The 20076-nt window shown below is 67.1% G+C and carries 30 protein-coding genes and 1 tRNA gene; 2 read left to right on the forward strand and 29 right to left on the reverse strand.

The features are described from left to right. Positions 1–68 precede the first annotated feature (68 nt). Positions 69–2255, forward strand: coding sequence for an elongation factor EF-2 (locus tag LCF40_RS00685; RefSeq protein WP_114578121.1), 2187 nt, complete (start codon positions 69–71; stop codon positions 2253–2255). A 31-nt stretch (positions 2256–2286) separates the two neighbouring features. Here LCF40_RS00685 and LCF40_RS00690 read toward each other — a convergent pair whose 3' ends face one another. The 29 genes from LCF40_RS00690 to LCF40_RS00830 form a co-directional block, all read right to left on the reverse strand. Continuing rightward, positions 2287–2583, reverse strand: coding sequence for a DUF7410 domain-containing protein (locus tag LCF40_RS00690; protein WP_114578120.1), 297 nt, complete (start codon positions 2581–2583; stop codon positions 2287–2289). Positions 2584–2706: 123 nt separating this feature from the next. Beyond that, complete coding sequence (locus LCF40_RS00695) at positions 2707–4104, reverse strand: hypothetical protein (protein WP_224826997.1); 1398 nt, start codon at positions 4102–4104, stop codon at positions 2707–2709. An 83-nt stretch (positions 4105–4187) separates the two neighbouring features. After that, a complete protein-coding gene (locus LCF40_RS00700) occupies positions 4188–4454 on the reverse strand; it encodes a cytochrome C oxidase subunit IV family protein (RefSeq protein ID WP_114578118.1) in 267 nt (88 codons plus the stop codon). Positions 4455–4503: 49 nt separating this feature from the next. Further along, the gene (locus tag LCF40_RS00705; protein ID WP_114578117.1) at positions 4504–4962 is read right to left on the reverse strand and encodes a hypothetical protein; all 459 of its coding nucleotides are present in this window, start codon (positions 4960–4962) and stop codon (positions 4504–4506) included. Between the two features lie 149 nt (positions 4963–5111). Then, positions 5112–6569, reverse strand: a complete 1458-nt coding sequence (gene secY / locus LCF40_RS00710) for a preprotein translocase subunit SecY (RefSeq protein ID WP_114578116.1) — start codon at positions 6567–6569, stop codon at positions 5112–5114. 3 nt (positions 6570–6572) lie between these two features. Then, the gene (locus LCF40_RS00715; protein WP_224826998.1) at positions 6573–7070 is read right to left on the reverse strand and encodes an uL15m family ribosomal protein; all 498 of its coding nucleotides are present in this window, start codon (positions 7068–7070) and stop codon (positions 6573–6575) included. A gap of 2 nt (positions 7071–7072) precedes the next feature. After that, positions 7073–7540 (reverse strand): 50S ribosomal protein L30, encoded by a 468-nt coding sequence (rpmD, locus tag LCF40_RS00720; protein ID WP_224826999.1) that lies wholly within the window; start codon positions 7538–7540, stop codon positions 7073–7075. After that, the gene (locus LCF40_RS00725) at positions 7537–8178 is read right to left on the reverse strand and encodes a 30S ribosomal protein S5 (RefSeq protein ID WP_114578113.1); all 642 of its coding nucleotides are present in this window, start codon (positions 8176–8178) and stop codon (positions 7537–7539) included. Before LCF40_RS00725 ends, rpmD begins: the two co-directional genes overlap by 4 nt. Beyond that, the gene (locus tag LCF40_RS00730) at positions 8175–8723 is read right to left on the reverse strand and encodes a 50S ribosomal protein L18 (protein WP_114578112.1); all 549 of its coding nucleotides are present in this window, start codon (positions 8721–8723) and stop codon (positions 8175–8177) included. Before LCF40_RS00730 ends, LCF40_RS00725 begins: the two co-directional genes overlap by 4 nt. Then, a complete protein-coding gene (locus tag LCF40_RS00735; RefSeq protein WP_114578111.1) occupies positions 8723–9172 on the reverse strand; it encodes a 50S ribosomal protein L19e in 450 nt (149 codons plus the stop codon). The genes LCF40_RS00730 and LCF40_RS00735 overlap by 1 nt, the downstream gene beginning before the upstream one ends. Next, a complete protein-coding gene (locus LCF40_RS00740; protein ID WP_114578110.1) occupies positions 9165–9890 on the reverse strand; it encodes a 50S ribosomal protein L32e in 726 nt (241 codons plus the stop codon). The genes LCF40_RS00735 and LCF40_RS00740 overlap by 8 nt, the downstream gene beginning before the upstream one ends. Continuing rightward, a complete protein-coding gene (locus LCF40_RS00745) occupies positions 9890–10420 on the reverse strand; it encodes a 50S ribosomal protein L6 (RefSeq protein WP_224827000.1) in 531 nt (176 codons plus the stop codon). Before LCF40_RS00745 ends, LCF40_RS00740 begins: the two co-directional genes overlap by 1 nt. A 2-nt stretch (positions 10421–10422) precedes the next feature. Then, positions 10423–10815: a 30S ribosomal protein S8 gene (locus tag LCF40_RS00750; protein ID WP_114578108.1), complete on the reverse strand. Its 393-nt coding sequence runs from the start codon at positions 10813–10815 to the stop codon at positions 10423–10425. Next, on the reverse strand, positions 10815–10994 hold the full coding sequence (locus LCF40_RS00755) for a 30S ribosomal protein S14 (protein ID WP_114578107.1): 180 nt from the start codon (positions 10992–10994) through the stop codon (positions 10815–10817). Before LCF40_RS00755 ends, LCF40_RS00750 begins: the two co-directional genes overlap by 1 nt. Continuing rightward, positions 10987–11529, reverse strand: a complete 543-nt coding sequence (locus LCF40_RS00760; protein ID WP_224827001.1) for a 50S ribosomal protein L5 — start codon at positions 11527–11529, stop codon at positions 10987–10989. The genes LCF40_RS00755 and LCF40_RS00760 overlap by 8 nt, the downstream gene beginning before the upstream one ends. Then, positions 11526–12266 carry a 30S ribosomal protein S4e gene (locus tag LCF40_RS00765; RefSeq protein WP_114578105.1) on the reverse strand — a complete coding sequence of 247 codons (741 nt, stop codon included), beginning with the start codon at positions 12264–12266 and terminating at the stop codon, positions 11526–11528. The genes LCF40_RS00760 and LCF40_RS00765 overlap by 4 nt, the downstream gene beginning before the upstream one ends. Continuing rightward, positions 12263–12619: a 50S ribosomal protein L24 gene (gene rplX, locus LCF40_RS00770; protein ID WP_114578104.1), complete on the reverse strand. Its 357-nt coding sequence runs from the start codon at positions 12617–12619 to the stop codon at positions 12263–12265. Before rplX ends, LCF40_RS00765 begins: the two co-directional genes overlap by 4 nt. A 2-nt stretch (positions 12620–12621) precedes the next feature. Then, positions 12622–13020, reverse strand: a complete 399-nt coding sequence (locus tag LCF40_RS00775) for a 50S ribosomal protein L14 (RefSeq protein WP_114578103.1) — start codon at positions 13018–13020, stop codon at positions 12622–12624. Continuing rightward, positions 13020–13472, reverse strand: a complete 453-nt coding sequence (locus tag LCF40_RS00780) for a 30S ribosomal protein S17 (RefSeq protein ID WP_224827002.1) — start codon at positions 13470–13472, stop codon at positions 13020–13022. Before LCF40_RS00780 ends, LCF40_RS00775 begins: the two co-directional genes overlap by 1 nt. Further along, on the reverse strand, positions 13463–13927 hold the full coding sequence (locus LCF40_RS00785; protein WP_224827003.1) for a ribonuclease P protein component 1: 465 nt from the start codon (positions 13925–13927) through the stop codon (positions 13463–13465). The genes LCF40_RS00780 and LCF40_RS00785 overlap by 10 nt, the downstream gene beginning before the upstream one ends. 27 nt (positions 13928–13954) lie before the next feature. Continuing rightward, on the reverse strand, positions 13955–14173 hold the full coding sequence (gene rpmC / locus LCF40_RS00790) for a 50S ribosomal protein L29 (protein ID WP_114578100.1): 219 nt from the start codon (positions 14171–14173) through the stop codon (positions 13955–13957). Next, positions 14173–15120 carry a 30S ribosomal protein S3 gene (locus tag LCF40_RS00795; RefSeq protein WP_224827004.1) on the reverse strand — a complete coding sequence of 316 codons (948 nt, stop codon included), beginning with the start codon at positions 15118–15120 and terminating at the stop codon, positions 14173–14175. The genes rpmC and LCF40_RS00795 overlap by 1 nt, the downstream gene beginning before the upstream one ends. Then, positions 15120–15602: a 50S ribosomal protein L22 gene (locus LCF40_RS00800; protein WP_224827005.1), complete on the reverse strand. Its 483-nt coding sequence runs from the start codon at positions 15600–15602 to the stop codon at positions 15120–15122. The genes LCF40_RS00795 and LCF40_RS00800 overlap by 1 nt, the downstream gene beginning before the upstream one ends. 7 nt (positions 15603–15609) lie before the next feature. Beyond that, positions 15610–16032: a 30S ribosomal protein S19 gene (locus LCF40_RS00805; protein ID WP_114578097.1), complete on the reverse strand. Its 423-nt coding sequence runs from the start codon at positions 16030–16032 to the stop codon at positions 15610–15612. Further along, a complete protein-coding gene (locus tag LCF40_RS00810; protein WP_114578096.1) occupies positions 16029–16751 on the reverse strand; it encodes a 50S ribosomal protein L2 in 723 nt (240 codons plus the stop codon). The genes LCF40_RS00805 and LCF40_RS00810 overlap by 4 nt, the downstream gene beginning before the upstream one ends. A 1-nt stretch (position 16752) precedes the next feature. Beyond that, positions 16753–17007 carry a 50S ribosomal protein L23 gene (locus LCF40_RS00815; RefSeq protein WP_114578095.1) on the reverse strand — a complete coding sequence of 85 codons (255 nt, stop codon included), beginning with the start codon at positions 17005–17007 and terminating at the stop codon, positions 16753–16755. After that, positions 17004–17756, reverse strand: coding sequence for a 50S ribosomal protein L4 (gene rpl4p, locus LCF40_RS00820; protein ID WP_224827006.1), 753 nt, complete (start codon positions 17754–17756; stop codon positions 17004–17006). Before rpl4p ends, LCF40_RS00815 begins: the two co-directional genes overlap by 4 nt. An 18-nt stretch (positions 17757–17774) precedes the next feature. Then, positions 17775–18794 carry a 50S ribosomal protein L3 gene (locus tag LCF40_RS00825; protein ID WP_114578093.1) on the reverse strand — a complete coding sequence of 340 codons (1020 nt, stop codon included), beginning with the start codon at positions 18792–18794 and terminating at the stop codon, positions 17775–17777. Positions 18795–18798: 4 nt separating this feature from the next. After that, complete coding sequence (locus LCF40_RS00830) at positions 18799–19650, reverse strand: putative RNA uridine N3 methyltransferase (RefSeq protein ID WP_114578092.1); 852 nt, start codon at positions 19648–19650, stop codon at positions 18799–18801. A gap of 201 nt (positions 19651–19851) precedes the next feature. Between LCF40_RS00830 and LCF40_RS00835 the strand changes: the two genes are divergently transcribed. Next, a tRNA-Gly gene (locus LCF40_RS00835) sits at positions 19852–19922 on the forward strand. Positions 19923–20076: the final 154 nt, after the last annotated feature.

Genomic DNA, 20076 nt, shown 5'->3' on the forward strand with positions numbered 1-20076 from the left:
TGGCTCTTGTGCCCACGCGGGGGGAGAAACAGCACCCTTTTGACCCTGCTGGCGGTAGTGAGGCCCATATGGGCAGACGCAAAAAGATCGTACAGGAGTGTGAACGGCTCATGGACGAGCCGGAGAACATCCGGAACATCGCCATCGCCGCTCACGTCGACCACGGCAAGACCACCCTGACCGACAACCTGCTTGCTGGCGCAGGCATGATCTCCGACGACACCGCCGGCGAGCAGCTCGCGATGGACACGAAAGAGGACGAGCAAGAGCGTGGGATCACCATCGACGCGGCGAACGTTTCGATGACCCACGAGTACGAGGGCAAAAATCACCTCATCAACCTGATCGACACCCCCGGCCACGTCGACTTCGGCGGGGACGTCACCCGCGCGATGCGGGCGGTCGACGGCGCGCTCGTCGTCGTCGACGCCGTCGAGGGCGCGATGCCCCAGACCGAGACGGTGCTCCGGCAGGCGCTCCGAGAGGGCGTCAAGCCGACCCTCTTCATCAACAAGGTCGACCGCCTCATCAGCGAACTTCAGGAGGGCCCCCAGGAGATGCAAGAACGCCTCCTCAGCGTCATCGCCGACGTCAACGAGCTCATCGAGGGGATGACCCAGGACATGGACGACGTCGACGACTGGACCGTCAGCGTCGAGGGCGGCACCGTCGGCTTCGGCTCCGCGCTCTACAAGTGGGGCGTCTCAATGCCCTCGATGCAGCGAACCGGGATGGACTTCGGCGACATCATCGATCTGGAGCAAGCCGGCAAGCGCCAGGAGCTCCACGAGCGGACGCCGCTCTCGAACGTCGTCCTCGACATGGTCTGTGAGCACTTCCCGAACCCGCTCGACGCCCAGCCCCGCCGTATCCCGCGGGTCTGGCGCGGTGACGACGAGAGCGAACTCGCGGAGGGGATGCGGCTGGTCGACGACGAGGGCGAGGTCGTCCTGATGGTCACCGACATCGGCATCGACCCCCACGCCGGCGAGATCGCGGCCGGTCGGGTCTTCTCGGGGACCATCGAGAAGGGCCAGGAGCTGTACGTCTCGGGCACCGCGGGCCGGAACCGCGTCCAGTCGGTCGGCATCTACATGGGCGGCGAACGCGAGGAAGTCGAGAGCGTCCCCGCGGGCAACATCGCCGCAGTCACCGGGCTCCGGGACGCGATCGCCGGCTCGACGGTTTCCAGCGTGGAGATGACTCCCTTCGAGTCGATCGAGCACATCTCCGAGCCGGTCATCACGAAGAGCGTCGAGGCCCAGACGATGGACGACCTCCCGAAGCTGATCGAGACCCTTCGCCAGGTGTCGAAAGAAGACCCCACGATCCAGATCGAGATCAACGAGGACACCGGCGAACACCTCATCAGCGGCCAGGGCGAACTCCACCTCGAGGTCATCACCCAGCGCATCGAGAAGAACCAGGGGATCCCCGTCAACACCGGCGAACCGATCGTCGTCTACCGCGAGGCCGTCCAGCGCGAAAGCGACACGGTCGAGGGGATCTCCCCCAACCGCCACAACCGCTTTTACATCTCGGCCGAACCCCTCGACCAGGAGATCGTCGAGGCGATCCAGCTCGGCGAGGCCTCGATGGACATGCCCGAACAGGAGCGCCGCGAGGCACTCCAGGACGCCGGCATGGGCAAGGACGACTCCCAGGACGTCGAGCACATCCACGGGACGAACATCCTCCTCGACCAGACGAAGGGGATCCAGCACCTAAACGAGACGATGGAGCTGTTCATCGAGGGCTTAGAGGACGCCCTCGACAACGGCCCGCTGGCCCAAGAGCCGGTCCAGGGGACGCTGATCCGTCTCCACGACGCGAAGCTCCACGAGGACACGATCCATCGGGGACCCGCACAGGTCATCCCCGCGACCCGCGAGGCGGTCCACAAGTCCCTGATCGACGGCCACATCATGCTCTTAGAGCCGATGCAGGACGTCCGCATCGACGTGCCCAACGACCACATGGGCGCCGCCAGCGGCGAGATCCAGGGCCGTCGTGGCCGCGTCGACGACATGTACCAGGAAGGCGACCTCATGGTCGTCGAGGGGATTGCCCCCGTCGAGGAGATGATCGGCTTCTCGAGCGACATCCGGTCTGCGACCGAGGGTCGGGCCTCCTGGAACACCGAAAACGCCGGCTTCGAGGTCATGGCCGACTCCCTGCAGACCGAGACGATCATGGAGATCCGCGAGCGCAAGGGCCGCAAGCTCGAACTGCCCCCGAGCATCGACTACATCTAAGCGGCGCCGTCCCCGTTTTCCCGTCCGTTCGTTACCCCGCCCACACCAGCGCGTAGAGGAACACGAACAGGAAGTAGATCAGGAACACCGAGACCGCGGCCTTGAGGTGGAACGTGAACAGTTCGTACTCCTCGTCGTCGCGTTCGGCCTCGTAGGCCTCGCGTTCGGCCTCGGTACAGCTCTCGCCGTGGCGGACGCCGACGTGGAAGGTCCGGGTCCGCTCGCTTGGAAACGGCCGATCGCAGTACGGACAGCGGAGGGCGTCGCCGTGAACGTCGTACTCGTGGTCGGTCAGCCGCTCGGTCGAGTCCGCCAGCGAGGGCGCCATCCTACCGGCGGGAGGGCGCGAGCGGGCATGGGTCTGGCGGTCCTCATACGACCAGCTGTACGTCGTTCGCGATTCTCGGTCGGGCGGGAGCCGAGACGTCTCATACGGTTACAGCCGGCAGTATCAGCTCGGAACGTACGGCGCGCCCGTCTCGGGGAGGGAGACGAGCAGGAGGCTCACCACGGTGAAGGCGATCATGAGGGCAACGAAGGGGTACTCGCTTCTGATCGCCTGGAGCTTGCCGGGGAACAGCTCGAAGGAGACCGTGTGAGCCACCCAGACCGCGAGCACATGGCCCGAGAGGATGCCCGCGATCTCGACGTAACCGAACCAGCCCGGCAGCGCATATCGGGTCGGGTTCGCCGGCGGCGAGAGGGGCATCAGGAGGGAGTCGAGAAAGGCGGGCCAGAGCTGGATCGCGAACCCGGCGTAATGAGCGAGGTGGTAGCCGGCGGCGATCGCCAGCAGCGCGGGTCCGAAGCGGACCGCGAGATAGCGCCGGGAGAGAAAGGTCTCCGCGCGCCGGCGCGTGAGCCCGGCGGCGGCCCAGTAGGCCCCCCAGAAGGCGGCGAAACCGCCCACGAGGAGGAGTAGGTAAACGAGTTCGGCCGGGAGCCCGAGGCCCACGGCCGCCTCGACTGCTCGCGCGCCCGGCGGCGTCACGATGAAGCCGCTGTAGGTCAACTCCCAGACCAGGAGGACGGCGAACGCGACCCCGGAAAGCTCCGCGAGCACGTCGTCGTCGCCGAGCCGGGCGCCCGGCGCCCGGAGGGCGAGCCCGTCGTCGGTCCGCTGTATCGGCGCGACCGAGCCGTAGCAGCGAAACCACACCGACAGCGGGTCGGCCCGGCGAAACCAGGTCTCGGTCGGGAAGACGACCCCGCCGGCGACCGTCACCAGGGAGTAGCCGGCGACCGCGGCAGCGAGCGCCAGCGGCGAGGAGCTAAGCGGGGCGACGACCTCGAGCCAGATCAGGGCGAGCAGGGCGGCGACGGCGGGCCAGTGGCCCGCCCGCTCGGGGTACGATCGGCCGAGGGTCGGCAGCGCCGCCGCGACTCGCCGCCAGGGGTTGATCGCGGGCCAGGGGTCGCCGACGGCGTAGGCGATCATCGTCAGGACGGCGCGGGCGCCGACGAACACCAGGAGGACGGCGCCGCTGACCAGCCCCGTCTGCGGGCCCGCGACGCCGACGACGAGGACGAACGCGAGCCCCGCGATCCCGACGATGCCGAGGACGGCGTCGCCGACCCGACGGAGGGCGTCGATGGGGAGGTCCACCGTCCGGTCGTGGTAGCCCTTGATGACGACCCGGTCGGTGACGAGCATCGAGAGCAGTGCCATCGCGCCGATGACGCCGCCTCCGGAGGCGAGATAGAGCCAGGTCGGCACCGTGATCTCCCCGCCCGATCCCGAGAGCCCGACGACGGCGTTGCTCGCGGTCACGCCCCCGCTCGCGCAGACGGCGAGCGCGAGCGTTCCGAGGACGAGTCCGGTCCCGCGGATCCCCGGATGGTCGGTCATCGCTCCCTCGAGGAAACCGGACGTTCGTGAACTCGTCGTTGGCGGATCATGTGGGGTCCGGAGTCGGCGGCGAGAACGACGGATTACTGGATCGAGAAGCCGGCGGCGATCGTCAGCAGGAACACCATGAAGACGGCGCCCCCGAGCAGGTAGGTCAGCGATCGGGGCTCGTCGATCAGGTGCTGGTAGTACCCGATGATGAGGCCGGCCTTTGCGACCGAGAGGACGAGCACGCCGGCCATTGCAACCTGATAGGACATTCCAGTGTCGCCCTCGAAGAAGACGAACTGCACGGTCCCCAGCGCCAGTAACGCCACGTAGATGATCGCGTAGGTCCGGACGCTCGCCATTGCTAGGTGGTCGGGCGGTCGTCCACTTATACCTTCCTCACTGGGAGCGCTACGCCTGGAGCAACATGACCACGATGCCGAGCAGCGCGATCAGGCCGGTCGTCACCGCGGCGACCGCGATCCCCGCCGCCGTGTAACCGATCCGGTCGCGGGCGGCGAAGAAGGCCCCGAAGAACAGGAAGCCGCCGAGAATCGCCCCGCCGACCGCGAGCAGGCCGGTACCGACGGCGCCGCCGATCCCGGAGAGTCCCTGGACCATCACTACCGCACCCGCGATGAAGACGATCGCGAGGACGACGAAGGATACTGTCCAGGCCATCGGGTCGTAGGCCAGTTCGACGATTCGTGGCCGGTCGGGGTCGACCCGTCCGGACCACTCCGCGAAGCCGCTTCGTCCGCCGGACTGGCCGCTCGGCGTCGCTCGATGCCCGCTCCGTGCGATCGCGACGGCGACCGCGATCAGAATGACGGTCATCAGCACCGTGCTGAGGAGGTAGATCTCTGCCATGGGGCGTTGGATAGAGGTTGTCCCTTCCGCCATATATAACCTTCAGTTGTCGGTTTCCGGCGGTAGGGGCGGGGAGACGTCACTCCGGTTGAAAGATCGGACGGTGACTGGAACCGACGAGTCGTTGCGGTCGAAGGCTGGAAAACGTGCTACTCCTTGCCGAACATGTTCCGCATCATCGGATGCATCTCCATCATCTGCTCCTCGGCGATCTCCTCGTACAGCTTGTACGTGATCGAGACCGCGAGCAACAGGCCGGTGCCGGTCACCGAGCCGATGGTGCCGAGCATGTTCGCGGCGACCGCGAGCAGGCCGACGAGGGCGCCCCCGATGACGGTCACCTGGGGGATGTACCGCTCCATGACCTTCTCGACGACGCCGACGTTCTGTCGGAAGCCGGGGATCTGCATCCCGGAGTTCTGGATCTGCTTTGCGGTCGCCTCCGGGCCCATGTCGGTCGTCTCGACCCAGAAGATCGCGAAGATCGCGCCGCCGCCGACCATGACGGCGACGTCGATCCCGATCCGGATCAGCACCTGCCACCACTCCTGGGTGACCTGTGCGGTCCACCAGAGCCACTCCTCGCGCGAGTAGATCGGCGCGACGTAGTAGAAAAAGCCCGAGACGGGCTGGCCCTCGGAGTAGACCCCGAGCCAGGCGGGCATTCCCCACTGGCTGTTCAGGATCTGGCCGAGAAACTGGACGTTGGCCTGGACCGCCCGGACGAGGATCATCGGCAGGACGCTCGCGTAGATCAGCTTCACCGGGAACCGCCCGCGGGCACCCTTCACGCGTGCGTGCGAGAGGGGGATCTCGATGCGGACGGACTCGGCGTAGACGACGATCGCGAAGATCAGGACCGTCGTCGCGAGTGCGAGCAACTGGCCCTCGGTGACGACGAGCTGGTAGAGGCCGGCGCCGCCGGCGATCGGATCGAGGTCGGTCCGCCCGGTCAGGATCTGGAACCAGCTATAGAAGAACCCCTCCTCGGACAGCGAGAGGAAGCCGGCGACCAGCCGCTGGCTGACCCCCGCGATGATGAAGAGGCCGATCCCGCTGCCGACGCCCCACTTGCTCACCACCTCGTCCATGTAGAGCAGGAGGATGCCGCCGACGAAGATCTGGACGAACAGCAGGAGCTGGACGCCCGTCGAATCGAGGGCGAGCCCTCCGAGCGAAAGCGAGCCCTGGACCGGAAGGAAGCCGCCGGCGAAGACCATCGGGATGGCGGTCAGCGCCGTCATCACGACGACCAGCAGCTTCTGGAGCCCCTGGTAGAGCACCTGGTCGCGGGGGTCGTCGGTGTCGAGCCCGAGCAGGTTCGTCCCGCCCAGCAGCTGGAGCACGATGCTCGCGGTGACGATCGGGCCGATCCCCACCTGGAGGATCGAGCCGAACTCGCCGGCGAGGATCGCACGGAACTGCCCGAAGAGGTCGGTCGCCTCCCCCTGGTCCAAGCCGAGCAGGGCGACGTTGGTCAGAAAGAAGTAGAGCACCAGGATGCCGGCGGTCCACGCCAGCTTCCGCTTGAAGGGGACGTGGCCCTCCGGACGGCGGACGGCCGGCATCCGTGTCAACACCGGTTCCGCGGCACCCTTCCATCCCATGGCTTACGCCCCGATCTCGTCCTCGTCGTCGTCCTCGTCCTCTTCGGCCAGACGTTCTTCACCGCGCTCGGAGAGGACCGCCTCGCCGCCCGCGTCCTCGAGTTTCTCGCGGGCCCCCTCCGAGAACGCGTCACCGACCACGGTGAGCTCGGTTCGGACCTGGCCGCCGCCGAGCACCTTGACGACGTCGACCTCGTGGCCGTCCTCGACGACGTCGCGGGCGTCGATCCGGTAGCCGTCGCCGTCTTCTTCGGCGAGGCCGTCGGCCGCGTACAACGGGACGTCCTCGTCTAGCTTCTTGACGTCTATCGTCGCGACCTCCTCGCGGACGTCCTGTGGCCGGTCGAAGCCGTGTTTGCCCTTCGGTTCGTAGTTGTGGAACTCGTGTTTGCTCCGCCCGGCGCGGCCGCGGCCCCCGCGGTGGCCCGCCCCACGACGATTCTTGTGGGAGCCGCCGCCGTGGGTCCGCGAGCCGCGCTGGCGTCGTTTCTTGTCCGTCATTGTTAGCGCATCGAGGTGAGGAGATCGTCGATCTCCTCGGTGGTGTGCGTTCCGAGCTGGCCCCCCTTCGAGGCCGGCTGCTTGATCCCCTCGTGGCCGCCGCGTGGCGGATGCAGTCGAAGCGTCGGCGACAGCCCCTGTTCGCGAAGCGTCGTCTCCTCTTCGAGCAGCGCCTCCGCGAGGCTCTCGAAGCCGTCGTACTCCGTGTGCTCGCCGAGCCACTTCTCGTTGACGTCCGAGGACGTGCCCTCGAGGGGCTCGGCGCGCGTTTCGAGCAGCGTCGCGAGCACCTCGGGGCTGGGCTCGCCGAAGGCGACGTAGTCGTTCACCTTCGCGATCATCCCCTGGTAGGTGTCGGTCTCGGGGACGAGCGCGCAGTGGTTGGTCTCGTGGACGTTCAGCATGTCCAGGGTGTCATCGACGCCCTCCTGGCGATTGACCTCGCCGCGGAGTTGAACGATCGCCTTCATCCCTCGACCACCTCGCGTTCGCGCCTGCGGGCGCCACGCGACTGGGAAGCGTTCTCCAGGGCGTTGAACGTCGCCTTCGCCAGGTTCACCGTCGTCCGGGTGTTGCCGTGGCTCTTCGTCCAGGCGTTCTCGATCCCGGCAAGCTCGAGCACCGCGCGCACGGTGTCGCTCGCCGCGAGCCCAAGCCCCTCGGGCGCGGGGATGAGTTCGACCTCGACGGAGCCCGCTTTCCCGGTCGTCCGGTGGGTCAGCGAGTGGGGCCGGTCGGATCGATCCTCCCAGGAGCCCGAGCCGCGGGGCACCTGGATCATGTTCAGCTTCGCGATGCCGATGGCCTTCTGGATCGCCGAGCCGACCTGGTCGTCTCGGCCCTCGGCGTAGCCGACGAAGCCGTCGCGGTTGCCGACGACACAGACACAGCGGAACTTGACCCGGCGACCCGAGTCGGTCATCCGCTGGACCATGTTGATGTCGAGGACCTCGTCGTCGAGCCCCGGCAGGAGCTGGTCGACGATCTCGGGTTCCTTCAGTGGGAGCCCCGAGTTCAGCGCGGCCTCCATCGTCTCGATCTCTCCGTCCTGTACCTGTCTGCCCAGGCGGGTAACCGGCTCCCAGCCCCGGGAGTTGCGTCCGCTCATTCTAGGATCGCCTCTCGTGTCTCATCGAAGTGGTCGGGTAGGTCACTCGCGTCGAACTCCCCGCCGTACAGCGGCTCCTCGCGCTGGTCTGCGTAGTCGGCGATGTGTTCGCCCCGCGTTCGTGACCAGTCGGCCAGCACGCTGTCGTTGTGGGGGATCTCGAGGCCGGCGTCGATGGCGCCCTCCTGGACGGCGAACACCTTGTTCCCCGGCGAGGCCGTGTTGAGGCCGATGTCGAGGACTGCCTCCTCGAGACCGGCCTCGACGGCCCGTTTCCCGGCCAGCAGGCCGGTCAGGTAGGCCGCCGGCAGGTTGCCCGTCGGGGCCTCCCAGCCGTAGTCGGCGAGATCGCTCGAGTGTGCACTTGCTCGTGTCTCGTCGCCCTGGGGTCCGGGGGAGATCAGCTGCGCCGTCGTGTGCTTGTTGCTCGTGCGAGCAACGAGGCGCGGTTTGCCCGATTTCAACAGGCGCAACCTCTGATGGTAGTCCGTCCGGACCTCGCGGCGACGCCGCATCGGTACCTTGTATCGTGGTCCTGTCGCCATTAGTCGTCACCGTAGTTGTCGTCGATGTAGTTCAACAGGTACTGGACGCTCTGGAACTCCCCGCCGCCGGCCTTCCGGTACAGCTCCCGGTACTGGGTCGGCGTGAGTTCGCCCTTGTCGCGGAGTTCGCGGAGCTTCCGTCGCTGTGCTCGAATCTTGCCTTTCCACTCGTCTTTCTCGTTCTGGCGGGCACCCTTCTTGCCTTTCCGGCTTCCCGGCCCCGTGCGGTGGCCGTAGGCGCGTTTCGCGTTGCGCTCGCGGGCCCGGCCGCGGGAGTTCCCGCCGGCCTCGCTGGCCCGGATCGTACCCGAGTCGACGAGTTCGCGGATCTCGTCTCGCGTGATCGCCTCGGCGATCTCGCCCTGGGACTCGGGGTCGAACCAGATGCGGTTCTTCCCGACGTCCAAGACGTCGGCCGCCAGTCGCTTCTGTGCTGAGAGATCAGTCATCGGAATCCACCTCGACTTCGACGTACGTCGGGTTGAGGACGCGAACGCCCGCGTCCTCGGCTTCCTCTTCGATGCGCTCGCGTTTCCGTGCGCCCACCGAGGAGCCGATCCGAACCGCCTGGACGTCTCCGTCGACGCCCTCCAGGTCGTCAGTGTTCTCGACGCGGACCTCCTCGAAGCCGCTCGGGTGTTTGCCCCGGGCGGCTTCGGGCGTCCGGTAGCCCGCCTCGACTTTGGCGCCCTTGCCCTTGATGCCGCGGCGCTGTTTCGACAGCTGACCGCGGGGCCGACGCCAGGATTCCGGCGTCCGCTTTTTCATGTGGTAGTCCTGGCGGTTGAACTGGGGCGTTCCCTCCCGCTTTCGCTGGGAGAGGAGTCGCTCCTCGTTCTCGGAGAGCTCGGGGGTCTTCTCGGCTAGGCCGCGGGGCCGGAGTTCGGTTTCGGCCTCCTCGGCTTCCTCCTCGCCTCCCTCGTCTTCGATCTCTGCGTCGGTCTCCTCGCTGACCTCGAGGTCGCCGACGTCGGCTTTGATCCGGGCGGCCAGCGCGTTGCCGACCCCCTCGACCTCGCTCAGGTCGTCCTGATCCGCTTCCTGGACGTCCTCGACGGTCTCGAAGCCGGCCTCCCGGAGCGCGTCGGCCTTGCTCTCGCCGACGCCGCTTATCTCCTCGAGTCCCTCGACGTCCTCCGTCTCCTCGACGTCGTCGTCGTCCGCCATCAGGCACCACCTCGGGGTTTGGCCGTGATGTAAACGCCGTCCTGGAAGACGCGGGCGTCCTTTCCTTTCACTTTCGTGAGCTGTTCGATGTCCGCCGCCGTCTGGCCGACGTCCTCCTTGTTCGGACCGGAGAGCGTGACCGACTCGCCGTCGACGGCGACCTCGGTGTCGCCGTGGATCGTCGTCCGTCGGGGCGCCTGCTCGCCGAGGAAGTTCTCGATGACGACCTCCTCGCCGTCGACGCGGACCTGCATCGGGAAGTGGGAGTAAAAGACCTCCATCGTGTACTCCCAGCCCTCGACGACGCCGTGGAAGGCGTTTCGCAGGTGGCTCTCGAAGGTGCCGACGGTCGCGGTCGTCTTCGCGTCCTCAACGTCGCTCTCGACGACGACGACGTCGTCCTCGAGTTCGACCGTGACGTTCGGGTACCAGAGCCGGCGGGTGACGCTGCCGTTCGGGCCGGAGACGGTGACGTCGAGGTGGTCGACCTCGACGTTTACGTCCTCCGGGGGTTCGAGTTCTGTGCGCATTGTTAGTAGACGTACGCGATCACCTGGCCCCCGATACCCTGCTCGCGGGCCTCGTAGTGGCTCATGATTCCACTGCTCGTCGTGACGACGAGCGCGCCGAAGTCCCGAGCGGGGAGAAACCGCTTCTCCCAGCGCTCGAAGTCGTCGGCGCCGACCGAGTACCGCGGCTTGACGGGGCCACAGGCGTTGATCGCTCCGTTCAGTTCGACCTCGAACCGACCGGCCTTCCCGTCCTCGACGAGCTCGAACCCGGAGATATACCCCCGGTCGTAGAGCACTTCGAGGACGCTGCCGATCTCGTTCGAGGCTGGCGATACCTCGTGTGTGAGATGCCCCACGCTCTCGGCGTTGTCGAGTCCCGAGAGCGCGTTGCTGAGTGGGTCGTTCCCTGTCATTATCTGTACTTCTTGAATCCCATGTCGCGGGCGACCTCGCGGAAACACTGTCTGCAGAGGTTGATGTCGTACTTGCCGACGAGCCCCTGCTTGCGGCCACAGCGCTGGCAGGCCTCGATCTGGCCCGTCCGCTTGGTGGCGTGTTCGCCCGTCTCGGTTTCGGTGTCGCTTTCACTCATCGTTTCCCTCCGTGATCTCCGCGTCGAAGGCGGCCTCGAGGTAGGCCGTCGCGTCCTCGGCGGTCAGACGGTGACCGGCGGGGATCGAGCGGTTGGCCTTGTCGCGTTTCGAGACCCGGTAGCCCGGCCGCACCAGGTTGACGGTGACGTCGAGCCCGTAGATCCCGACCTCAGGGTCGTACTCCTGGCTCGGGAAGTCGGTGTGTTCCTCGACCCCGAAGCTGACGTTGCCCGTGTCGTCGAACTGGGTGGCCGACAGCTCCGTGAGGCCGAGTGCGGTCTCGAGGAACTCGTCTGCCTCCTCGCCCCGCAGCGTGACTTTCGCGCCGATGGGCTCGCCCTGGCGGATGCCGAACTCGGGTTCGGTCGCCGTCGCCTGGGTCCGGACGCTCGACTGGCCGGTGATCTCCTCTAAGATCCCCTCGGCCCGGTTGAGATCGCGCCCGCCACGGCCGACGCCCATGTGGACGACGACCTTCTCGATGCGGGGTTCGCGCATCTCGTGGAAGCCGGTTTCGGTGTCTGCCTCGCTCATTCGTCCTCACCTCCGTCCGCGCTCTCGCCGGTCGTGGTGACGTCGGGGTCGTCGTCGCCGACGAAGTTCTCGTCGATGACGACGACGTACTCCTCGACGGTCTCGAAGGGGTCGTCGCCGGAGATGGTGACGGCGTTCGAGCCGCTGCCGGCGGTGATCTCGATCGCCTCGATCTCGCCGATCTTGCCGGCGTGGTTGCCACGGACGGCGGTGACCAGCGCGCCCTCCTCGTAGGGGAAGTGGGCGACGATCTCCTTCGATTCGTTGTCGACGACGATCGAATCGTTGGTCGCGTACTCCTCGTCGACGACGACGTTCGCGCCGTCGTGAAGGGTCAGCTGGGTCCGGCCGCCGTCGACCTGACGCTTGCCCTCGATCTTCCCGAGGCGGCTGCCGGCGGCCTCGGCGTCGATCGCCGACAGCGCCAGTCGGCCGCCCTCGTCGGGAAACACGCGGTAGTACTCCTCGCGGTCGGGGAACGCGACGATGTCGAACATCCCGATCGGACGGGCCTCGTCGCCGACGGGCTCGCCGTTGACCAGGATCGCGTCCTCGCTGACCGCGTAGCGGGCCTCCTTCTTCGAGTCGACGTAGCCGAGCACGTCCCGGAGCAGGATCAGGAGGGGAACACCCGCCTGTCCGTGGGGGCCGGCGCCGGCTTTGACCGTGAACGTCTCGGTCTTGCGCTCGACGGGCCAGGAGTTCGGCGCCGCGAGGCGTTTCTGGTGGTTGGTCATTCGTCCTCACCCTCCAGGCGCGCCTCGCGCCGGTCGTCCTCCAGGTCGAGGTCGACGAGCCGGACGTTCGAGGGCTCGACCGAACGAGGGACCTCCTCGCCGTCGGCGGTCTCGATCGTCACGTCCTCGACGTCTACGGTGCCGTCCTCTAAGTCGACGCCGACGACCTCGCCTTCCTCGCCGGCGTGGTCGCCTCTCATTAGTTCGACGGTGTCGCCGACGTTGACGCGGGTCCGACGACGGTCGTACTCCTCGCGGAGCTCCCCGTCGAGGGTCGCGTGGAGCTTCGTGCCCCGTTCGTGGAGGGGCGCCTCCTCGCTTCGCTTTCGTTGTTTGCGTGGTTGCTTGCTCATGGTTAGACGATCATCGTCGCCGTGCTCGCGATGGCGCCGAACCGTTCGGCGACCTCGCGGGCGATCGGCCCCTTGATCTCGGTGCCCCGTGGCTCCTCGTTCTCGTCGATGATGACCGCCGCGTTGTCCTCGAACTTCAGGCGGGTGCCGTCGGGCCGGCGGATCGGCTTCCGCTGGCGGACGATCACCGCTTCGAGCACCTGGCGGCGCATCTCGGGGGTCCCTTTCGTGACGGAGACGGTCACCTTGTCGCCAAGCCCTGCCTTCGGCTGGCGGTTCTTGGTTCCCTGGTAGCCCGCGACGCTGATGACTTTCAGCTCGCGTGCGCCCGTGTTGTCCGCACACGTGACCAGGGACCCCTTCTTCAGGCCCTGGGTGACGTCGGCTTTCATCGCTTCCATCAGGCGTCACCCTCCGTGTCGGCCTCGGGTTCGGCGCCCTCGGTGACGTCGCTCGCCGAGAGCTCCTGGTCGGGCTCGGTCTGGCGGGTCAACTCGGCGAGGTCCTCGGCGGTCGCCTCCTCGATTCGTTCGACGACCACGTGCGATTTCGTCTTCGACAGTGGTCGGGTCTCTGCGATCGTGACCGTGTCGCCGACCGAGAGGCCCTCGAGCACGCCCGGCACGTGTGCCGGGATGCGCGAGCGACGCTTCATCTGACGGTCGTACTTCGGGACCGTCACGTCGTACTCTCGTTCGACGACTACGGTCTTGTCCATGTCCGTCGAGACGACGGTGCCGACCAGGGTCTGGCCCCGGACCGGCAGGTCGCCGTAGAACGGACACTTCTCGTAGTCGTATTCCTCCGGGTTGTCCGGTTCCGGAGGGGTTTCTACATCTAATCCTATTGCCATGGTGAATCACCGCTCGTTTCGGTTCGTCGCGCGGGTCGTGAGAGCAGTCGCGATCCATCGACCGTAACGTAGGCCACGTTCTCGCCAGCACCGCGACGCTGACCCCTCGAGGGATCACCGTCGGGGCGGCCGGCACCGTCGGCGCCGGCCCGGTCCTCGGACTCCGGCGAGGCCGGAGTCGAGGGTTGGGCGTCGGCCAGTTTGAACGCGGTCCCCGGGGACCTCTCGTCCCCGGCGGCGTCATCTGTGATCGCGAACTCGAAGACGGATCCGTCCTTGGGCACGGTCACCACCCGCCCGGAGCCGCCACCTCCGGTCTCGACCTGCAGGGTGTTGGTCGTCTCGACGACGACCCGTCCCAGGAGGCCGACCCGCGAGGAGTCGTCGCTCTCTGCGACCCGAACGGGAAGCCCGTTCAGCTCGTGGCGAACCAGGGTTTCGGGTGTGAGTGCCATGGGTTGGGGTCCGTCTCGGTTGCCGTGCTATTCTTCGTCCGCTTCGAGATCGCCTTCTTCTCGCTGGATCGTCTTGATCCGGGCGATCGTTCGCTTCAGCTCGCCGATCTCGCCGGGGTTTTCGGGTGCGCCGCCGGCGGCGAGCACCGCCTTCGCGTTGAGGAGCTCGGTCTCTAACTCCTCGAGTTCGGCCTCGCGCTCGGCGGGGGTCATGTCTCGGAGCTCCTCGGCGTGGACGATCGCCATCAGTCCTCACCTCCCTCGTCTTCGTCGTTTTCGTCGTCATCCGAGGCCTCGCTCTCCTCGTCCATCTCCGAGAGCAACTCCTCGGCTTCGGCCTCGACGTCCTCCTCGAGGTCGTCGAGTTCCTCCTCGATCTCCTCGTCTGCCGGCGCTTCGGCCTCGCCGTCGGCCGTCTCCTCGTCGATGATCTCCTCGACGACCTCCTCGTCGACCTCGGCTTCGCCGGGCTCGGCGGGCTCCTCGACGTCCTCGTCGGCGCGTTCGTCGGCGACGTCGTCGTCGGGTTCGCCCTCGAGCAGGTCCTCGACGCTCTCGTTGGCCTCGACGGCCTCGGGGACGACCTCCTCGGGGTCTGCGTCCTCGTGGACGTCGAAGTCGTCGGGGAGTTCGGCTCCCGGCGGGATGATCTTGACGTTGACGCCGATCGTGCCGAGCTTCATGACGGCGACGCCCTGGCCGTGGTCGACGACCTCCTCTGCGGGCTCGCCGTTGTGCTTGATGTAGCCCCGGTTGAACTTCTCGACCCGCGAGCGCGCGCCGGTGACCTTCCCGGCGAGGACGATCTCGGCGCCCAACGCGCCGGCGTCCATGATCCGGTCGATGGTGGTGTGGCCGGCTTTCCGGAAGTACCACCCTCGTTCGAGGGCGTTGGCGAGTCGGTCGGCGACGATCCGTGCGTTCAGATCGGGTTCGTCGACCTCCTGAACGTCGATCTGGGGGTCGTCGAGGTTGAACTTCTCCTCTAAGGCGGTGGTGACCTTCCGGATGTTCTCGCCGCCCTTGCCGATGACCATGCCGGGTTTCTCGGCTTTGAGGACGATCTGGGTCCCCATCGGGGTCTTGGCGACGTCCATTCCGCCGTAGCCCGCACGGCCGAGTTCGTCCGCGAAGAACTCGTCGATCTGGGAGCGTTGCAGGCCGTCCTCGATGAACTGGTGTTCGTCCGCCATTAGCTATCGTCCTCCGTGTGTTCGTCCTCGATCTCGGCGACGACGATCTCGACGTCGACCTCCGGCGTGTTCCAGGCGCTCGCCCGCCCCATCGCGCGGGGCTTGCGGCCCGTCGACTCGCCGACCTTGTGGGCGGCGACGTGTTCGATCCGCATCTCGTCGCCGGTAAACCCCTGGTGGTCGGCGTTGGCCGTGACGTTCTCGAGCAGGTCGAGGAACTCGCCGCTTACCTTCTCGGGGTACTTGCCGGCGTCCCAGCCGTCGATGTCCGAGCGGTGGCCGGCGCCGGTGTTGTGGGACTTGAACGGCACCGACTGCTCCTCGTCGATGACCGACTGGAGGTACTCCGTCGCCTCGGCGACGGTCTTGCCCTTGATCGCGCGGGCGACCTCCTTGCTGTGCTTGTGGCTCATTGGGCGCTCCCGGAGCATGGCTTTCGCCGTCGAATCCGGGTCCGCCTCGACAGAGTAGTTGATTCCCATGCGTGGATCACTTCAGTGGGACGAACTTCGAGGAGCGCGTCGCGCCGATCCCCGCCTGGCCGTGTTCGACCGAGTTGCGGGTCAGCTGGAACTCGCCCAGGTAGTGGCCGATCATCTCGGGCTGGACGCGCACGCGCTCGAAGCTCTGTCCGGTGTAGACCTCGAAGGTGAGATCGACGAACTCGGGGACGATCGGCATGTCCCGCAGGTGGGTCCTGATCGGCGAGTTCGCCGTCTCCTCCTCCTCGGCCTCGCGGGCCTCCTCGAGGAGCTTCTGCTTCTCGACGGAGAGCCCGCGGTCGATGCTTCGCCGCATCCGTGCGGGCAGCAGTTCGGCGACCTCCTCGAGGTCCATTCCCTGGAGGTCGTCTAGCGTGTGACCGCGGTAGGTAAACTCGCCCTCGCGGCCGGTTCTGTACTCGGAACTCATTCGTTACCACCCCGCCCGGTTCGTCGGGAGGAGATGTCTCCCACTTTCCGTCCCGGCGGCGCGTTGCGCGAGACGGATTTGGGCTTGCCCGGGTGCTGGCGACCGCCGCCGCCGAACGGGTGGTCGATGGCGTTCATCGCGACGCCCCGGACGCGGGGCCACTTCGTGCCCCGTGCTTTCATCTTGTGATACTTGTTGCCGGCCTTGACGAACGGCTTCTCGGTCCGGCCGCCGCCGGCGACGACGCCGATGGTGGCCCGACACTGGGGATCCAGCCGTTTGACCTCGCCGCTCGGAAGCTGGATCACTGCCGCGTTGCGGTCGTGGGTCACGAGGTCGGCGTTGACGCCCGAAGCACGGGCGAACTTCCCGCCGTCGCCCTGGTTGGCCTCGACGTTACAGATCGGAACGCCCTCGGGGATCTCCGCCAGGGGCAGCGTGTTCCCGGGTGCGATCTCGGCGCTGATCCCGACCTGGATCTCGTCGCCGACCGTGATTCCTTCCGGCGCGAGGATCAGACGCTGGTCGCCGTCCTCGAACTCGACGGCGACGACCGGCGCCGACCGCGCGGGGTCGTGTTCGACGTCGACGACCGTCCCGCGGACGACGTCGCCGTCCTCGGGTTTCTTGTGCTCTAAGTTCTCCTTGTACCGGTGGGAGGGTGCCCGGAACGTCGGCGTGCCGCGGCCGCGTCGTTGGCCGAGGATCCGTCGTCCCATCTCAGAACACCCCGATCCGCGAGGCGACTTCCTGTGCGTCGTCGTCCTCGCTCAGTCTGACGGTTGCCTTTTTCTTCCCTTTCATCGTGATCTGTGTGTTGACCCCGGAGACGGAGACGTCGAACTGGTCCTCGATCGCCTCCCTGATCTCGGGTTTGGTGGCGTCCAGGTGGACGACGAACTGGAGCTTGTTCTCGAAGTCCATATCGTTCATCGCCTTCTCGGTGACCAGCGGGTAGTCGATGACGCCGCTCATCGCTCGGCCACCTCCTCGACGGCGCTTTCCGTCCAGACCGTGAGCCGACCGCCCTCCGCGCCCGGCGCGAGGTCCTCGGCGTTGACCTCGCTCGCGGTCGCCACGTCGGCGCCCGCGAGGTTCCGCGCGGCCCGGGAGGGCCCCGCCTCGGTGCTCGTCACGAAGAGGATCGACGACGGCTCCTTATACTTGCGGCCACGGGTCGTCCCGCGGCCCGAGCGGACCGACCGGCCCTCGTCGGCGCGGGCGACGTCGCCCACGAGGCCGACGGTTTCGAGGAAGTCGACGACCTCCCTGGTCTTTTCGAGGTCCTCGAACTCGTCGGTGACGACCAGCGGGAACTCGAGGTCGCTCTCGATGCGATGACCGCGTTCCGCGACGAGGTCGGCGTCGGCCGTCGCCGCGATCGCGCTGCGGACCGCGAGCCGCTTCTCTTTGGTGTTGATCGATTCGCTCCAGTCCTTCTCGGCTTTCGGCGGGTGGGCCTTGCGCCCCTTGATCGCCTGGGGGACGCGGCGTGCGCGCCCGTCCTGGCGGGGAACGTGGGCCATCCCGCGGCCGCTGCCGTACGATTCGGCCGGCGTCCGCTTGCCGGCGAACTCGTCGGCGCCGTACTCCTGTTTTCGGTTCGCCTGGGCGGCGCGGACGGCCCGGCCGATGACGTCCGGCCGGTAATCGGTCTCGAAGACCGACGGGAGTTCGACCTCCCCCGCGTCGCTTCCGTCCAGGTCGTATGCTGTTGCTTTCATTGGTGTGCGTTAGCCAGTTTATCCCTGGTTGGATGCGGTGGAGACGAACCGGACCTCGGGATCGAGGCGCGGCTGGTCTCCCGGTCGGATCGCCGGCCGGAAGCGCACGAGGCGCTTTTCCGGTCCGGGGAGCGAACCCTTGATCAACGCGTGGGGGCCGTCGACCTCGCCGTAGTTGACGAAGCCGCCCTCGACCGTCGCGTCGGCGCCGTCGCCGACGGTGACGAGACGCTTGTTGAGTTCGGTGCGCTGGTGGTAGCCGGTCTGGCCCTGCTGGGGGACCGTCGAGCGCACGCGCGAGGGGTTCCAGGGACCGAGGTTGCCGATCCGTCGGCGCCAGCCCTGGCGGGCGTGTTTGCCCTTGCGTTTCTGGACGCCCCAGCGCTTGACGGGGCCCTGGGTGCCCTTTCCTTTCGTGACGCCGCCGGCGTCTACGTACTCGCCGGCGCGGAAGACGTCGTTCATCGCGTGCTCGCCGCCGTCGGCGACGAGCTCGAGCGCGTAGTCGAGTCGGTCGTCGATCGAGCCCCCGCCGACGCGGGTCTCCATGACGTCCGGTCGCTTCTTGGGGACCGACGGCACCGATCCCGGGACGGTGTGGGTGATGACCCTGACGTCGGCGATGCGGCCCTCGTCGGCCGCCCGGCGGAGGTCGTCCTCGGCCGCGTCGGCGTCGTAGTCGTCACCGGGGAGGTCCAGGACGCGTTCGAGGTCGTCCTCGAGTTCGGTCGTCCAGACCTCGGTGATCGGTTTCTGTCCGTACGGTGTGTCCTCGTACGCACGCAGGGCGACGGCGCGCATCGGCGGCGTCTCCACGATCGTGACGGGAACGGTCGTCTCCATTCCCTCCGTCGACGAGTTCGCCTCGTCGTCGATCATCACGACGTGGGTCATGCCGGCCTTGTAGCCCGCAAAGCCCTGGAGCGTCGGCTGTCCGTCGTCGTCCGGCCACGAGTTGAATCGCGGGACCTCGCTGGCCGCGCGCTTTCGTGGGCCGAACCCGAGTGAGCCTTTCCGTGGTGAGTTCGGTTGTGGCATTCTATCACGCTGGCAGTGTGAGGCAGGCGAGGGTCGCGAACATCGCTTCCTCCGTCCGCACGACCTCGCTGCCCTGATCCGGAACCGTGTTCAGCCAGAGGTCGAACCCCGGATCGGCGGGTTCGACTCCGTTCTCGGCACCGTCGGCGCCGACGGCCGACGCCTCAATGCCGAGGATGTCGGGCAGCCCTCTCTCGGGCGAGCCGAAGGCGACGGTCATCCCGTCGCCGACCCGTCCGGCCAACCTCCCCAGCCGCCCGACGGTGAGTTCTTCACCGTAGCGGGAGGCCGCGATGGGGACGCCGGCGTCCTCACGGCCGAGTGCTGTCCGAAGGTCCGCACGGCAGATCGACAGCCCCGGAACGGGCCGATCGACCAGTTTCGCGCGGACCGGTCGTCGCGAAGAGATCCTGACGGTGACGCGCTCCCCCTCGGAGACCTCCATTCCGGGAGGCTGGTTGAGAGAGATCGGGTGTTGCAGTCCGCAATTGACCCGGACGCGGCCTTCAGGTCCGACCTCGGTCACGATCCCTTGTCTTATCGACCCCGAACCGTTCGATTCGGAGCCGGTCCGTGACGCGACACGCAGCGGCGGGAGGACACCGACGTACTCCAGTTCGTCGCGCTTGCCCCACACCTCGGTTTTGAGGTATGGCGGCGTCGCGGCGTACCGCAGCACGGTTTCGACGAACCCGCCACCGAGTCGCCTCTCGCCTTCCCGGTCGGGGAAGACGACGAGACGGTCGGCGCGGAAGACCGTCGCCGCGCGGGCGATGTAGCCGAGTTTTCGGGTCGCCTCGCGTTTGTCTTCTGCCTCGCGGCAGACCGACGACGGCACGAGTACGCTGACTGTCATCCCGTGGCGCTTGGGCGCCTCGCCACTAGACTGTAGCGATCATTGCGCCGATGGCCCTAAAAGAGTAGCGGATTCGCTCGGGGCTGTCAACGGCTCACACCACCGTTATCGTGAGAATTGGGGTCATGCGACCGATCGTCAGGATACCCCATCCGATTCGCAATCCTTATACACCCTTCCGGCTGTACGATTGAATACAGGGCGCTGGTAGTGTAGTGGTATCACGTGACCTTGCCATGGTCACAACCTGGGTTCAAATCCCAGCCAGCGCACTTCTACGGCGAACGACTCCGACGAGCACCGCGTACCGTGTGCTCGTCACAGGGGAGCCGAGAAGTCGCCCTCTATTTTACGGAAGACGCACGCTCACGAGCGTAGCGAGTGAGACCGTCTTCAGGTGGTTCAAATCCCAGCCAGCGCCGTCCG

It is taken from the genome of Saliphagus infecundisoli (assembly GCF_020177375.1).
Lineage (GTDB): Archaea > Halobacteriota > Halobacteria > Halobacteriales > Natrialbaceae > Saliphagus > Saliphagus infecundisoli.